The following is a 14845-nucleotide window of genomic DNA, read 5'->3' as shown; positions in this document are numbered from 1 at the left end:
GAGGGCGACGAATTTGCGTTTTATTGAAAAAGTTTCGGTGGTTACCGGCGCAGGCAGTGGAATTGGAGCGGCAACTGCCATGCGCCTGGCGGAAGAAGGCGCTCGGGTGATATTGGTTGGTCGAACAGAGCAAAAGCTGAGCAGTGTCGCCCATGAAATGAATTTGAGGCACCCAGATACTGCATCGTTTTTTGTGGCGGATGTGACCAAGGAAGAAGATGTTCTGCAACTCTTCCAGCATGTCAAGGAGAAGCATGGTCGACTTCACGTCTTGGTGAATAATGCTGGGGCAGCCGCGACCACGAACATTCGGGACATTCCGGTGGATGAATGGGACCACTTGCTGTCATTGAACTTGCGAAGCGTTTTTCTTGTTTCGAGGGTTCTGGCAGAGTTGATGACCGCTGTGGGCGACGAGGAAGCGGGCTGGCAGACAAACGCAATTGTGAACGTGGCTTCACTCTCTGGTCATAAAGCGGCCGCTCGAATGCCGCATTACAGTGCTTCCAAGGCGGCGGTGATTAACCTCACCAGGACACTTGCCAATGAATACGGACGGTTTGGGATACGTGTCAATTCCGTCTCCCCGGGATTTGTCGATACGCCGCTGATGGAAAACGGTATGAAAAACCCGCGATTCATCGAATCTCTGCGGCGAAATACAGTCTTAGGCCGTGCGGCGCTTCCAAAGGAAATCGCGAATGTCATTGCCTTTGTTGCGTCCTCGGAGGCGTCGTATATGACGGGTTCTGATATCCTCGTGGATGGCGGATGGATGATTAAATAACGAATTTTCCCCCGAGCGAACGGTACCAGAGGAGCGGCAGGTTGGACGTGCACGGCCCTCGGGATGTCGTTCGCTCACGCATATCCACTTGCGCATTCTGCTTCGCCTGCATGAATCAGAACGGGAGCGCCATCGCACACTAGCCCATGAGCTTCAAGGCACGGCTGCTTGACCGAACTGGTGATGGGAGGGGCTACGAATGCGTCACGTGCAAAAGCTTCAGTTGGGGATGGCGCTCTCTGCAATCCTATTCTGTCTCACGACGCCGTTTGCGCTGCTTCATCCTGCTGCGCATGAAGCCAAGGCACAAGTCCATCCGACGGTCCGTCACGTCGATGCAACCGACTTGCAGCACGACACAATGCTGGTGCTGTCCGAACGCACGGCAAACGGCACGTTTCCGGTCGCGGTGATGTCCAAGACGGAGCGCCCGGACACCTTTGAAACGCTGGTGCACGATGTGGAAGGTGCGCGCCGCGTCACGCGGCCGGCACCCCATCGCACCCCGGCCGCCAGCGCAGGTTGGGCCGCCTCGCAGGACGCCCGTTCAACGCCGCCTTCTTCTTACCCGTACATACTGACGTTCTACGAGGCATCGGGCCGGGTCCATCGCATCCTCTACGCAGATGCCAACGGCAGCCTGCTCGACCCGAAGACCGCCGAACGTTTTGCGGCAGGGCCGGCACTTGCGGGCGATCTCGCCGAACTCCGCGCGCAATGTGCGCTGTCCCGGAGGTGATTGCGTGCGCCAGCCTCGGCCTGTTTTGCCGTCTTCGGCCTGGTGGCTGCTGGTCATCAGCGGGATTTTCGCACTGTCCATCGGACTCTCCAACACGTTTGTCAACATTTATCTATGGAAGGTCGACCGCAGCTACGCGCCCATTGCCTGGTATAACTTGGCCGTCTACTGCCTGATGCCGATCGCGTTTGTCGCCGCGGGGGCGGTTGCCAAGCGCACGCACCCCATCGTCACCATCCGGCTCGGGGTCGCATTGCATGGCGTGTTTTACGCCGTCATTTTGGCGGGCGGGACCGCGCTCGCCAAGCATCCGTTCGTACCGGGCATCTTCATGGGGATTGCGGCGGGGTTTTATTGGCTGTCGTTTAACTGGCTCAGCATGTTGTTCACTGGGGAGGGGACGCGCGACCGGTTCTATGGGTTGAACGGCGTTGCCGGCGCGGTATCAGGCATGATCGCGCCGTTCGCGGCTGGCTTTCTGATCGCCAGAGAGGACCAGTTTGGGGGGCTCAGCGGGTATCATGTGATTTTTGGTCTGTCGCTGGCGTTGTTTGCTGCGGCCACCGGGGTCAGTCTGCGCTTGCGGAGGGCGCGCGTGCAGGCAGCCGCCTGGGAGAAGACGCTGGACTGGCGCGCTGCGTTGACCAGTGTACGCGAGGCGCGGGGGTGGCGTTTGACGCTCCTTGGGTGCGCCGTCTATGGACTGCGGGAAGGCGTCTTTTTATTTCTGATTGGACTGTTGTTCTATGTGGCGACGGGCAGTGAAATGAAGCTGGGCGAGTTTTTGCTGCTGCAAAGCGCCGTATCCTTCGCCTCCTTTTTCGCGATGGGGCGCTTTGTCAAAGCCCACAACCGGCTGCGCTGGATGGGGGTCGGGGCTGCGGGCATGGCTGCCGCGGCCCTCTTGTTCACCTTGCCGCTGAGCCTTCTTTTGGTGGTTTCTTATGGCGTCGCGATCGCCGTGTTTCTCCCGTTCTTCCTGGTGCCGTTACAGGGCGCGGTGTTTCACCAAATTGGGGCGCTGACGCCAGAAAAAACGGACGACGTCGAACACATCATCATGCGCGAGGGCTTTGAAAATCTGGGCCGGGTTGTGGGAATTGCGGCCTTTCTCGTCGTTCTGTCTGTCGATCACAGTGCCCGTACCATCGGATGGTTTGCGGTGGCACTGGGCTTCGTACAGCTCGGAACGTTTGCGCTGCTGCGCTTTGAAGGTGCGGCGCGAAACTTGTCCAGGAAACCCTTGACCCGGTCGGGACGTCCGCAGCGCTCAACATCAAAAACGGGACGCGTCTCATCGCACGCATCCCGTCGTTGAATTCGGATTCTATTTCTACAGGGTTGGGCGTGCTTACTTTTGAAAGAATGCCCGGTTTTTCTCGATGAAAGATTTCTCTTCTTCCGGAACGAAATCTTCCATGTAGATGGCGGACACTGGGCACACAGCCTCGCAGGCGCCGCAGTCGATGCATGCATCTGGGTCGATATAGTACTGGTCTTCTCCCTCGTGAATTGCGTCAACCGGACAAGTTTCTACACAATCAGCGGCCTTTTCACCGATGCAAGGCGACGTTATGACGAAAGCCACGCCGAACTCCTCCTCAAACATGTAAGATACCAACTGGATCAATCATATAACACGTACATACGCTTTTCAACCGCGTTGTGACTGGGGATTTCGGGTATTTCACGAGAATTGCCAATTGCGTGGGCAGATGGTGATTGAAGCAGGCACCCAAGCAGGCTTTCTGCAGGCAGGTTTCTACGGACAGGCATACCCCTGTCGATTCGCCCATAAGAATTGAGAAAAGTACACAGAATCTTTGGGAAGGAAGGGGTTCCATGTTTCAATGTCCCGCCTGCGGAGAGCTTCTTGAGGCCCTCACGAACGTACATTGTCGTACACATCACCACGCGAGTCGGGCAGAGTTGATTGAACGATTTGGATCTCCCAAGTATGTGATTCCCGCTGTGAGTCAGGACGTTCAGCGCTGGATTCGAGACGCGCAAGTCATTCGGCGCCTGGATTTTGATGTCCCCCAGGCGGCGGCTCGAAACCAGCGCTGACTGTTGTGCCATAGACGGTTGATAATGGCAAGTTGTTTCGATCATACTAAACGTATCGTAGGGGCCTGCGGGCCCCTTTTCGCAGACGTTTCAAGGCTGGCACCGGCGCGGAGATGCGCTGTGCAATCGAGCCGACGACGTTTCACCTGTTGTGCGACAATTTGGGAGGAGGCCGCGTATGGCGGGTTTTCAGCGTGTCGACGACGGGCGGATTCACGTCCACGTGTATGCGACACCAAGGTTCAAGACACGTCACTTCAACGTGAAATTCGTTCAACCGCTGGCGCGTGACACGGTCACGCCCACGGCGCTGCTGCCTTATCTTTGGATGGAAGGAACACAGTCCTATCCGACGGCGAGAGCCATCATGGAACGCGCCGACGACTTGTTTGGGGCAACGGTTCGCACGAGCATTGGAAAACGCGGCGACCGCCACGTCGTGGAAGCGTACGCAGGCGTTCCTGACGAGCAGGCGTTTCGCGGCGCGACGGGCTTGTTCCAACAAGCCCAGGCGCTGGCGGCAGAAGTGTGCAGCCAGCCGGTGCTGGAGGGAAACGCGTTTCCACAGCGGCATGTGCAGCGTGAAATCACCCTGCACAAACGCCGGATTGAGAGTCTGTTTGACGACAAGATTGCCTGGTCCATGGACCGTTGCCTGGAGGCTGTGTACCAAGGGGAGCGTTTCGGACTGCCCCGGCTGGGCTACGTCGAAGATCTCGGTCAACTCTCGGGCGAGCAGTTACGCTCCGTGCACCACCACTTGTTGAACACAGCTGACATTCATGCGTATGTCGTCGGCAACGTCGGTGACGCAGACAGAGCAGCGCAGGACGTATTGACCCTGCTGCATGCTGCCCTCGAGCGTGCAGGCGGCGGTGCCTCGGGTACGGACAGAACGGCGGCAGCAGAGGGACCTGTCAACCCCCTGGCACATCGCAGCGGCGACGTCCGCACGGTCGTGGACGAACAGCCCGTCAACCAAGGGAAGTTAAACCTCGGGTTTCGAACCGGGATTTCCTGCCGTGACGACGATTATCCTGCGATGCTGGTGTGCAACGGGATTTTGGGCGGCTTCCCGCACTCAAAGTTGTTTGTCAATGTGCGAGAAAAAGCCAGTCTGGCGTACTACGCGTCGAGTCGCCTCGATGGCTTGACCGGCGTGCTGGCTGTGCAGACGGGGATTGAAATCAACAACTACGAGCAGGCCCTGTCGATCATTCAGGAGCAGGTCAGGGCCATTCAAAACGGGGAGATCTCGGCCACGGAACTGGCGTATACCAAGCATGGTTTGCGAAATCAGTACCTGCAGGCCAACGACCAGCCGATGTCCTTGATTGACTTGAACTTTGCGGGCGTGCTGGCCGGACAGGCCCGGGAGCTGGAGGAACTGCTCAAGCGCATCGAGGCCGTGACAGCGGACGATGTGGTACGCGTGTCCTCGAACATTCAACTCGACACGGTGTACTTTTTGAGAAACGAGGTGAGCAGGGGTGCGTGAACTGGACTACAGTCGTCTGCGGGAGCGGTTGTACACGGAGCAGCTGGACAACGGCTTGACCGTGTTTCTGGCCCCGAAACCGGGGTACCAACAAGTGTTCGCGACCTTTACAACCCATTATGGTTCGATTGACAGCGTGTTTCGGGTTGGGGATGAGGCACCCGCAGCGGTGCCAGATGGCATTGCACACTTTCTCGAGCACAAGATGTTTGAGTCGCCTCAGGGGGATGTGTTTAACGAGTTCGCCAAGAACGGGGCGGCCGCGAACGCGTTCACGACGTTCGACCAGACCACCTACCTGTTTTCGTGCACAGAAAACGCGAAAGAAAACATGCAGGTGCTGCTCGACTTCGTTCAGGAGCCGTACTTTACGGACGAGAACGTGGAGAAGGAAAAGGGCATTATCGGCCAGGAAATCCGCATGTACGACGACAACCCGGAGTGGCGTTCTTTCTTCGGATTGCTGCGCGGGTTGTATCAGCAGCACCCCGTGCGCATTGACATCGCCGGGACGGTCGAGAGTATCGCCAAGATTGATAAAGAGACCCTGTACCGGTGCTATCGTACCTTTTATCATCCGTCCAATATGATGTTGTTCTGCGCGGGCGGGTTCGATCCAAAGGAAATGATGGACGTCATTCGGAGCAACCAGGCGAAGAAGTCGTTTGGACCAGCCCCGGACATCGAGCGCATCTACCCGGAGGAACCCAGTGAAGCGGGGGAAAGGAAGTCCGTCGCAGCGCTGAGCGTCAGTCAGCCGCGCTGTCTGATTGGCTGGAAGGATGCCAACACGGGGCTGACGGGACAGGATCTGCTTGCGCAGGAGATGCTCACGGGCGTGATTCTCGACGTGCTGTTCGGACGAAGCAGCCCGCTGTATCACCGGTGGATCGACGAAGGGCTGATTGACCAGCAGTTTACCTGGGAGTACGAGTTGACCCCTTCCTATGGCTATTCTTTGGTGGGCGGGAATACGGCCGACCCGGACCGGTTGATTGCCGAAGTCAATGACGCGCTGGCACGCGCCGCGGCGGAAGGACTGCCGGAAGAGGCGTTTCACCGCGGACGGAAGAAGGCGATGGGACGCTTTGTGGGGTCTCTTGATTCGCCCAACTTTATCGCCCGCAGTTTCTCCTCGTATTACTTTAAGGGCGTGGACTTGTTCGATACGGTGGAGGTGCTCGAATCGCTCACGCTGCAACAAGCCAACGAACGTCTTCGCGCACACTTCATTCCCCGTCAGCAAGCGGTATCCATCGTCCTGCCGAAGGCAGTTGACGCGCCGGCGGAGAAAGGTAGATAATAGAAACAACACGACGGACAAAGGACGCAGCGTACTGCGTCCTTTCGCTCACATCATAATATGAACTTCAGGTTCATATATGAATGCACAGGGGGTGAAAGCGCTTTTGGAATTGGGCATTGCAGGACGTTCGATTCTCATCACGGGGGCTGCACAGGGGGTTGGACGGCAGCTGGCCCTTGCGGCCGCCGCGGAAGGCGCGCACGTACTGCTGCATTACCATCGTTCCGAAGAACAAGCGGCGTCCGTCGCCGCAGAGATTCGGGCGCACGGGGGCAGTGTCGACCTGTTTCAGGCCGACCTGGCGGATTATGACGCGGTGGTTCGCATGGGCGAGGAGATTCGATCCCGCACCGATTTGTACGGCATCGTCAACAACGCGGGCTGGGCGCAGTACAAGCGATTGTTCGCGTATCAACCCGGAGAGTGGAAGCGCGAAATTGAGGTCTGTTACCTCGGGCTGATTCATTTGGTCCATGCGCTCGTCCCGGACATGATTGCGCGGTCACAGGGCAAGGTCATCAACATTGTGGGCGAATCCGCGCGAACGGGTGACCGCAGTCTCATCATCTCGGCGTCGGCGCGCGGCGCCGCCATCAGTTTTATGAAATCGCTGGCACAGGAAGTGGGCCCGCACCACATCCAGTGCAACACCGTTTCACTCGGTGTGGTTGAAAAGCCGGAGTCCCCGTTTGACGATGCGACGGCGCAGAAGATCCGGCGGTTGTACCCAGCCGGCCGCCTCGGTGTTCCTTCCGATGTGGCGGCTATGGTTCTCTTTTTGTTGTCGCAGCAGGCCGAATGGGTCACAGGTCAGTTGTTCGCTGTCAATGGCGGTTACACCATGATGGGCTGACGACGGAAATTGCAGACGAGCTTGAAGGATGGGGTGCAGGTGGATTTCTCTTTTCAACGTGATCACCAAGCGTTTCAAGAAGTTTTACAAGCTTTTGCACAAACCGAACTGCTCGCGAACTACACCCGATGGGACCGCGAAGCAACCTTCCCCCGCGACATGTGGCGGAAGCTGGGACAGTTAGGGGTCACGGCCCTGCGCGTGGATGAGGCGTATGGCGGTGCCGGTGCGGACGCCATTATGGCCGGCATCGCTGCGGAAGAAGTCGCCCGCGGGGATTTCAATCTGGCGTACTCTGTCATTTTGCACTCCCTGGTCGGTGAAATTCTGAATCAGCACGCCTCCGAGGACATTAAGGCGTCCTATTTGCCGTCGCTGGCCAACGGTGAAAGGGTTTTCGCGATTGCCGTGACGGAGCCGGACGCAGGGTCGGATGCGGCAGCGATGCGCACGCGGGCAGAACGCCGGGGCGATCGCTACATCCTGACGGGCGAGAAGTCCGGCATCAGTGCAGCGGCCGTCGCAGACGTCTTTCTGGTGTTCGCCAAGACCGACGTGAACGCCGGGGCCAAGGGCATCAGTGCCTTTGTCGTGCCGGCCGACACACCGGGCGTCTCCGTCAAGCGCTACGAGGATATGGGGAGCATTCCGATTGCGCGCGGGTCGGTGGTGCTTGACCACGTCGAGATCGCGCTGGAAAACCGGGTCGGTGCGGAGAATCGCGGATTCTATGAGGTGATGAACGGGTTTGACCTCAGCCGCATCCTCATCGCCCTGCAGTGTATCGGGGCAGCGCTGCAAAGCCTCGATGAAACCATGGCGTTTGTGAAGGTCCGTCACTCCTTCGGTCAACCGCTCGCCAAGTATCAAGGCGTCTCCTTCCAGATTGCAGAACACTACACCAAATTGCAGATGGTGCGCTGGCACTGTTACCGCACGCTGTGGCTGCGCGACGCTTTGCAGCCGCACACCATGGAGGCCGCGATGGCCAAGTGGATGGGGCCGAAGACGGCGGTGGAGGCCATCCATCAGTGCATTCTCTTGAACGGACACTACGGGTACACGAAGGACTTGCCGCTCGAACAGCGGCTGCGCGACGTCATTGGCTTGGAAATCGGAGACGGCACCGCGCAGACGCAGCAGATGATCATTGCGCGCGAACTGCTCGGCAAAGCCTATAAACCCTACTGAGTCTAGTGGAAGGACCTATGAAGTCTAGCGGCAGGAAGCCTCCGCTAGGGTGTGGACCTGGACGGCGTGACGGAATGCCCATCACCTGACGGAATCTCATCGACAGGAGGAGACAGCAGCATGGAATTCACCGACATTTTGTACGAGAAGAACGACGGGGTCGCCAAGATTACCATCAATCGGCCGCGCGCGATGAATGCGTTCCGGGGACAGACGGTAGAGGAGATGATCACGGCGTTCCGCGATGCCTGGGACGACAACACGATTGGCGTCGTGGTGTTGACGGGCGCGGGCGACCGCGCGTTCTGCGCCGGCGGCGACCAGAAGGAGCGGGGTGCGGACGGCTACGGCGAGAAGGGCGGGCTTGGCAACGGCATCGGGCTGGAGATAGAAACCCTGCACTACTACATCCGCAGCATTCCGAAGCCCGTCATCGCGGCGGTCAACGGTTACGCCATCGGCGGGGGACATGTGCTGCACGTGATTTGCGACCTGACCATCGCGTCCGACAAAGCCATCTTTGGGCAAATCGGCCCGAAAGTCGGCAGCTACGATGCCGGGTTTGGGAGTGCCTATCTCGCGCGCATCGTCGGCCAGAAGAAAGCCCGCGAAATCTGGTACCTGTGCGAACAGTACAGCGCCGAGGAAGCGCGGGAGATGGGGCTGGTGAATAAGGTCGTGCCGCATGAGGAACTGATGGCGGAGGTGGACCGGTGGTGCCAGAAAATCCTGGACAAGAGCCCCACGGCACTGAAAATCCTGAAACAGTCGTTTAACGCCGACGTCGCCAGCATTGAGGGCATCACACAGATGGGCATGTCCAGCCTGGCCATGTACTACGGCACGGAGGAAGCGCTGGAGGGCAACGCCGCGTTCCGCGAAAAGCGGCCTGTGAACTTCCGGAAGTTCCGCCGCTAAGTGTGAATGGCACTACGGGCGTGCATGGGCACTAGAGGAGGGGAAGCGTATGGCAGAACAAAAGGCAGCGTTTGTGACGGGGGCCGGCAGCGGCATTGGCCGGGCTATCGCCCGCAAGCTGGCTGCGAACGGGTTTGCGGTCGCGATCGCTGATGTGCGGTTGGAAGCCGCTGAAGAGACCGTGTCCCTGCTGTCGGCGGACGGCGGGCAGGGGATTGCGGTGGCGTGTGATGTCACGGACCTGGCCGCCGTGCAAGCGGCGGTGTCAGAGACCAAAGCCCGGCTGGGCCGGATCGACGTGCTGGTGAACAATGCCGGCTGGGACAAAGTCGAACCGTTTCTCGAAAGTCAGCCGGACACGTGGGATCGGATCATCCGCATCAATCTACTGGGGCAGATTCACACCTGTAAGGCGGTGCTGCCTGTGATGATTGAGCAGGGCGGCGGCAAGGTCATCAACATCGCCTCGGACGCGGGCCGTGTCGGTTCGACCGGGGAGGCTGTCTATTCCGCCGCGAAAGGGGGCGTGATTGCCTTCACCAAGACGATTGCCCGTGAGATGGCGCGGCACCGCATCAATGTCAACTGCGTCGCACCCGGGCCTGCCAACACGCCGTTGTTTCAGGAAATTGGCACCTACAATCCTGGGATTCGCACCGCGCTGGAGAAGGCGATTCCGTTCCGGCGCCTGGCAGAGCCTGAAGACATCGCAGGGGCAGTCGCGTACTTTGCATCTGAAGATGCTGCGTATGTCACAGGTCAGACCTTGTCGGTCAGCGGCGGCTTGACCATGGTATAAAATGTAGACAAGCGTGAGCATTTTCCGATGAAGGGTGAGGGGATGGCGTGAAATTTGAAACCATTTTAACCGAGTCGTATAAACAAGCGTTTGCGAAGGATTGGCCGAACCGGACGATTGTGTCGGCTTTGAAAGAACGCGTGGCGCAATTTCCAGATAAAACCGCAATGGTGGATCGCCATTCTTCCTATACGTACCGCCAGTTCAGCGACGCTGTCGACCGCGTTGCACTGGGGCTCAAGGCGCACGGCGTGCAGGCGGGGGACGTGGTGTCGTTCCAACTGCCAAACTGGAACGAGTTCGTCCTGCTGCACTTTGCGACGACTCGGTTGGGGGCGATTAGCAACCCGCTGATTCCGATTTATCGCGATCGCGAAATTGGTTACATGGTTAAGGAAGCGTCCTCGAAGGTGCTGGTCATTCCGGACACCTTCCGGGGGTTCGACTATACCGAGATGGTTGCCCGTCTGCGGCCGGAGTGGCCGGCGCTGGAGCAAGTTTTCGTGATTGGCGAGCACGTGCCGGAGGGCATGCTGCCATTTTCCCGGTTGACCGATGAGCCGTGGGAAGAGCGCGGCAGCAGAGCGGACCTCGACAACATCGAGATTGACCCAAACGACGTCACGGAGATTGTGTTCACCTCCGGCACCACCGGTTTGCCGAAGGGGGTCATGCACACCCATAACACGCTCGGCAGCACCAACGACGTGATGGTGGAACGACTCGGGCTGACATCGGATGATGTCATTTTCATGGCCTCGACGTTTGCGCATCAGACGGGTTTCCTGTATGGGGTGCGGATGCCAATTGAACTTGGTGCGACGGCGATTTATCAGGACGTGTGGAATCCGCGGGAGATGGCGGAGCGCATCCAGAACGACAAGGTCACGTTCACGATGGGCGCGACACCGTTCTTGTACGACTTGGTTCAGTTGGAAGGTATCGAGAACTACGACCTCAGCTCGTTCAAATACTTCGTCTCCGCGGGTGCGCCGATTCCCCGGCCGCTGGTGCGGCAGGCGTATGAAAAACTGCCTTGTAAGATTCTCTCCGGCTGGGGACAGTCGGAGAACGGCCTGGTGACGGTGACCATGCCCAATGACACCATCGACAAGCTGACCAACACGGATGGCTGCCCGCTGGGAAACCTGCAGGTGAAAACGGTGGACGACGCGGGCAACCCGTGTCCGCCGAACGTGGAGGGTGACCTCTGGGCGCGCGGTGCGACGATGTTTGTTGGGTATCTCAACAATTACGCGTACACGGTCAGTCAGTTTCAAGGAGACTGGTTTGTGACCGGCGACCGCGCCACCATCGACGAGGATGGGTATATCCGCATCACGGGCCGCCTCAAGGATACCATCATCCGCGGCGGGGAAAACATTCCGGTTGCGTACATTGAAAACGTGATGCATGAACACCCGGACATTGCCGTCGCCCAGGTCGTCGCGATGCCTGACCCGCGCCTGCAGGAGCGCGCGTGCGCGTTCGTCAGCATGAAGCCGGGGCGCAAGCCGCTGACCATGGAAGCGCTGCGGGCGTTCCTTCAGGAGAAGGGGGTCACCCGCCAGTACTGGCCGGAGCGGCTGGAGGTCGTGGAAGAATTCCCGCGCACCCCAAGCGGCAAGGTGCAAAAGTTTAAGCTGCGCGAGATGATTGCCGAAAAGCTGCAGGCCGAGCAGTAAGCCGGGCGGGGCGCCTGCCGCCGGCGGGAAGCTGGCGGCTGGTGCCGCTGTGAAACGTGAAATTTGTTGAGAATCGAGGAGAGACATTTTGGATTTTACATTGCCAGATGAGATTGTCCGCATGAAGATGACCATTCGCGATTTCATTGAACACGAGGTTGAACCCTATGCCATGCAAATCGAAGAGGAAGACCACGTGCCGGACGAGATTCTCGAGAAGTCCAAGCAAATGGGCCTTTTTGGTTTGAGCATCCCGGAGGAGTACGGCGGGATGGGACTGGGTCAAGTCGGCAAAGCCGCCGTGTTTGAGGAACTCGGCAAGACCATCAATGGGTACACCACCATTCTTGGCGCGCACAACGGCATTGGTTCGGTTGGCATCGTGGAACTGGCGAACGAAACGTTGAAGCAGAAGTATTTGCCCAAGATGGCATCTGGCGAGTGGATCGGCGCCTTCGCGCTGACGGAGCCACAGGCGGGATCGAACGCGGCCAACCTGCAGACCCGGGCCGTGAAAAAGGGCGACCGCTACATCATCAACGGGCAAAAAATCTACATCACCAATGCGCCGTATGCGCACGTGTTCACCGTGATGGCGGTTACGGACCCGAGTGCCGGTGCCAAGGGCATCACCTCGTTCATCGTAGAAAAGGATTTCCCCGGGTTTCATGTCGGCAGCATCGAAAAGAAGATGGGACTCCACGGTTCGCACACCGCGCAGCTGTATTTTGAAGACCTGGAGGTGCCGGAGGAGAACGTGATCGGGCAGGTGGGGCGCGGCTATGTCAACGCCCTCAAGATTCTGGCCAACGGCCGACTCGGCCTGGCTGCCCGCGCGCTCGGTTCCTGCCAGTACCTGCTCGACCGTTCTGTGCGCTACGCGAAGGAGCGGGTTCAGTTCGGCAAGCCGATTTTCGAGCAGCAAATCATCCAGCACTACCTCGCGGACATGGCGCTCGAAATCGAGACGCTGCGGTGGCTGGTCTACCGCGTGGCGTGGATGGTCGACCAGGGCCAGGAGGTCATCAAGGAAGCTGCGATGGCGAAGCTGCACGCGTCCGAAGTATACAATCGTGTCGCCGATAAAGCGGTGCAGATTCACGGTGGTGTGGGCTACATCGCGGAGTACCCGATTGAACGGTTCTACCGGGACGCGCGCATCACTCGGATTTACGAAGGTACATCCGAGATTCAGAAGAATATCATCGCCGCCCAGTTGGCCAAAGAACTGGGCGAATAACGAGTCTGCTGGGCAGACAGGCGCTGGACACGCGGAACTCGTGTGTCCGGAACCGCCGGGCCGGACTCAACCGCCAAGCCTGTGAACGTGAACAGCTCGGTGCATAAGGTGTCAGGGTGCAGAAAATGGGGGATTCAGCTGTGAAATTGGATGGCAAGGTGGCGATTGTCACAGGCGGAGGCAGCGGCATTGGCCGCGCAAGTGCGCTGGAGATGGCCCGACAGGGCGCGCAGGTGGTCGTCGCGGACATCAACGCGGAGCGCGGTCAAGCGGTTGCGGATGAAATCGGTGCGGAAGGCGGGAAGGCCCTCTTCCTGCCGGTGGACACCGCCTCGTACGAGCAGGTGGAAGGGTTGGTTCAGGAAACGGTGCATCGTCTGGGACAGTTGGACATCATGTTCAACAACGCCGGGATTGGCGGGATGCAGGTGAGCGTGCTGGACATGCCGGTGGAAGAGTATCACCGGGTCCTGTCCGTCGACCAGCACGGCGTGTTCTACGGCATCAAGGCGGCCGGCCAGGCGATGAACGATCGCGGCGGCGTGATCATCAACACCGCCTCGGTGTACGGCTTCATCGCGGACCGGCGGCAGTTTCCGTATCACGCTGCAAAAGGTGCGGTGGTGATGATGACGAAGGCTGCCGCGCTGGAACTGGCACCCTTCAACATTCGCGTGGTCTGTATTGCGCCAGGCCTCATCAACACGCACATTGTGGATGGGTGGCGCGACAACGAGAAGATTTGGACCGCGGCGCAAAACGCGCAGATGCGCCGGCGGATAGGCGAGCCGGAGGAGGTTGGCAAGGTCGTGGCGTTCCTGGCCAGCGACGATGCGTCCTTCCTCAACGGCCACGCGTATTTCGTCGACGACGGCGCCGCGTCCTTCAAGCGGTAGGTCGCGTCTTCCAGGCGGCAGCGGGTAAGCCGCAGGGCGCTGCGAAGCGCGGGCAGGAGGTGAACATCGCTTGGAATACCATGTCCCATCGGTGGCTTTGGCGGCGCGTGTGCTCAAGCTGCTCAGCCGCTACAAGTACAAGAGCTGCACGCAAAAAGAAATCGCGGACGCGTTACACGTCAACAAAACCACCTGTCTGCGGGTGTTGAAGACGCTGGAACGGGAAGATTTCATCCGCTACGACGCGAGCACGAGACGGTACAGTCTCGGGCCATATCTGATTCCGCTGGGAAATCGGGCCATGCAGATGATCGACTCCGTCGCCGTCGCAGCGGGCGAACTTGAACAGGTCGCGCAGCGTACGGGGCTGACGACGGTGCTCGTCGAGCGCCTGCGCGATGACCGGCTCATCTATATTGCGGCGGCGGAACCTCCGCGCCAGGAAGTCCGCATCAGCGTGTCTGTGGGTCAACAGTATCCGGTCACTGTGACCGCGTTCGGCAAATGCTTTCTTGCCTACGATGACGAAGAAAAAATTGAGCGTCTGATTCGTGGAGGGCTGCCCAAGTATACGTCGAATACAGTAGTCGATCCCGATGTGCTCCTGGCCGACTTGGCCAGGGTACGCCGAAATGGCTACGCCATTTCGCATGGGGAAGCTGCGGAAGGAATTTCCGCGATTGCGGCACCGGTCTTCAACCGGGACGGCCGGGTTGAATTCGTGCTCGCGTGCTTGTCCGTCAGCTCGTGGATCACCGAAGAAATCACACAGGCAACGCTTCAGGTAGTTCGTGAAACCACGGCCAAACTGTCCGAGTGGAATGGCTACCATCAGGAACTGGACATGATTGGCCGCTAGGGTGAGG

15 protein-coding genes are annotated in these 14845 nt (G+C 59.0%); 14 read left to right on the top strand and 1 reads right to left on the bottom strand.

All coding sequences use genetic code 11. The features are described 5' to 3' along the window. Nucleotides 1–13 precede the first annotated feature (13 nt). From JI721_RS02410 to JI721_RS02400, 3 genes are all read left to right on the top strand, one after another. Nucleotides 14–787 (top strand): SDR family NAD(P)-dependent oxidoreductase, encoded by a 774-nt coding sequence (locus JI721_RS02410; RefSeq protein WP_274456486.1) that lies wholly within the window; start codon nucleotides 14–16, stop codon nucleotides 785–787. Between the two features lie 199 nt (nucleotides 788–986). Continuing rightward, nucleotides 987–1526 (top strand): hypothetical protein, encoded by a 540-nt coding sequence (locus tag JI721_RS02405; RefSeq protein WP_274456485.1) that lies wholly within the window; start codon nucleotides 987–989, stop codon nucleotides 1524–1526. Between the two features lie 4 nt (nucleotides 1527–1530). Further along, nucleotides 1531–2844, top strand: a complete 1314-nt coding sequence (locus tag JI721_RS02400) for an MFS transporter (RefSeq protein ID WP_274456484.1) — start codon at nucleotides 1531–1533, stop codon at nucleotides 2842–2844. Nucleotides 2845–2877: 33 nt separating this feature from the next. On the opposite strand, the gene JI721_RS02395 is transcribed toward JI721_RS02400, so the two are convergent. Then, on the bottom strand, nucleotides 2878–3114 hold the full coding sequence (locus JI721_RS02395) for an indolepyruvate ferredoxin oxidoreductase subunit alpha (protein ID WP_274456483.1): 237 nt from the start codon (nucleotides 3112–3114) through the stop codon (nucleotides 2878–2880). Nucleotides 3115–3455: 341 nt separating this feature from the next. Between JI721_RS02395 and JI721_RS02390 the strand changes: the two genes are divergently transcribed. The 11 genes from JI721_RS02390 (at nucleotide 3456) to JI721_RS02340 (ending at nucleotide 14838) form a co-directional block, all read left to right on the top strand. Then, nucleotides 3456–3593, top strand: coding sequence for a hypothetical protein (locus tag JI721_RS02390; protein WP_274456482.1), 138 nt, complete (start codon nucleotides 3456–3458; stop codon nucleotides 3591–3593). A gap of 178 nt (nucleotides 3594–3771) precedes the next feature. After that, the gene (gene yfmF / locus JI721_RS02385; RefSeq protein ID WP_274456481.1) at nucleotides 3772–5091 is read left to right on the top strand and encodes an EF-P 5-aminopentanol modification-associated protein YfmF; all 1320 of its coding nucleotides are present in this window, start codon (nucleotides 3772–3774) and stop codon (nucleotides 5089–5091) included. Further along, complete coding sequence (yfmH, locus tag JI721_RS02380; protein WP_274456480.1) at nucleotides 5084–6394, top strand: EF-P 5-aminopentanol modification-associated protein YfmH; 1311 nt, start codon at nucleotides 5084–5086, stop codon at nucleotides 6392–6394. Before yfmF ends, yfmH begins: the two co-directional genes overlap by 8 nt. Before the next feature lie 106 nt (nucleotides 6395–6500). Further along, the gene (locus tag JI721_RS02375) at nucleotides 6501–7250 is read left to right on the top strand and encodes an SDR family NAD(P)-dependent oxidoreductase (protein ID WP_274456478.1); all 750 of its coding nucleotides are present in this window, start codon (nucleotides 6501–6503) and stop codon (nucleotides 7248–7250) included. 39 nt (nucleotides 7251–7289) lie between these two features. Continuing rightward, nucleotides 7290–8441 carry an acyl-CoA dehydrogenase family protein gene (locus JI721_RS02370; RefSeq protein ID WP_274456477.1) on the top strand — a complete coding sequence of 384 codons (1152 nt, stop codon included), beginning with the start codon at nucleotides 7290–7292 and terminating at the stop codon, nucleotides 8439–8441. Nucleotides 8442–8561: 120 nt separating this feature from the next. Then, nucleotides 8562–9359: a 1,4-dihydroxy-2-naphthoyl-CoA synthase gene (menB, locus tag JI721_RS02365; protein ID WP_274456476.1), complete on the top strand. Its 798-nt coding sequence runs from the start codon at nucleotides 8562–8564 to the stop codon at nucleotides 9357–9359. A gap of 49 nt (nucleotides 9360–9408) precedes the next feature. Then, nucleotides 9409–10158 carry an SDR family NAD(P)-dependent oxidoreductase gene (locus JI721_RS02360; protein ID WP_274456475.1) on the top strand — a complete coding sequence of 250 codons (750 nt, stop codon included), beginning with the start codon at nucleotides 9409–9411 and terminating at the stop codon, nucleotides 10156–10158. A 47-nt stretch (nucleotides 10159–10205) separates the two neighbouring features. Further along, complete coding sequence (locus JI721_RS02355; protein WP_274456474.1) at nucleotides 10206–11843, top strand: AMP-binding protein; 1638 nt, start codon at nucleotides 10206–10208, stop codon at nucleotides 11841–11843. Between the two features lie 88 nt (nucleotides 11844–11931). Next, entirely contained in the window at nucleotides 11932–13083 is a 1152-nt protein-coding gene (locus tag JI721_RS02350; protein WP_274456473.1) for an acyl-CoA dehydrogenase family protein, read from the top strand. Between the two features lie 140 nt (nucleotides 13084–13223). Then, the gene (locus JI721_RS02345; RefSeq protein ID WP_274456472.1) at nucleotides 13224–13979 is read left to right on the top strand and encodes an SDR family NAD(P)-dependent oxidoreductase; all 756 of its coding nucleotides are present in this window, start codon (nucleotides 13224–13226) and stop codon (nucleotides 13977–13979) included. Between the two features lie 70 nt (nucleotides 13980–14049). Next, nucleotides 14050–14838, top strand: coding sequence for an IclR family transcriptional regulator (locus tag JI721_RS02340; protein WP_274456471.1), 789 nt, complete (start codon nucleotides 14050–14052; stop codon nucleotides 14836–14838). Nucleotides 14839–14845 lie beyond the last annotated feature (7 nt).

The sequence above is a fragment of the Alicyclobacillus cycloheptanicus genome, from assembly GCF_028751525.1.
Lineage (GTDB): Bacteria > Bacillota > Bacilli > Alicyclobacillales > Alicyclobacillaceae > Alicyclobacillus_L > Alicyclobacillus_L cycloheptanicus.
Note: the sequence above shows the minus strand (reverse complement) of the source record. Positions and strands in the feature narration are given on the sequence as shown.

What these genes read in the sequence shown, in the direction of transcription:
- menB (WP_274456476.1), top strand. Translation starts at nt 8,562, where the DNA reads ATGGAATTCACCGACATTTTGTACGAGAAGAACGACGGGGTCGCCAAG.
- JI721_RS02360 (WP_274456475.1), top strand. Translation starts at nt 9,409, where the DNA reads ATGGCAGAACAAAAGGCAGCGTTTGTGACGGGGGCCGGCAGCGGCATT.
- JI721_RS02405 (WP_274456485.1), top strand. Translation starts at nt 987, where the DNA reads ATGCGTCACGTGCAAAAGCTTCAGTTGGGGATGGCGCTCTCTGCAATC.
- yfmF (WP_274456481.1), top strand. Translation starts at nt 3,772, where the DNA reads ATGGCGGGTTTTCAGCGTGTCGACGACGGGCGGATTCACGTCCACGTG.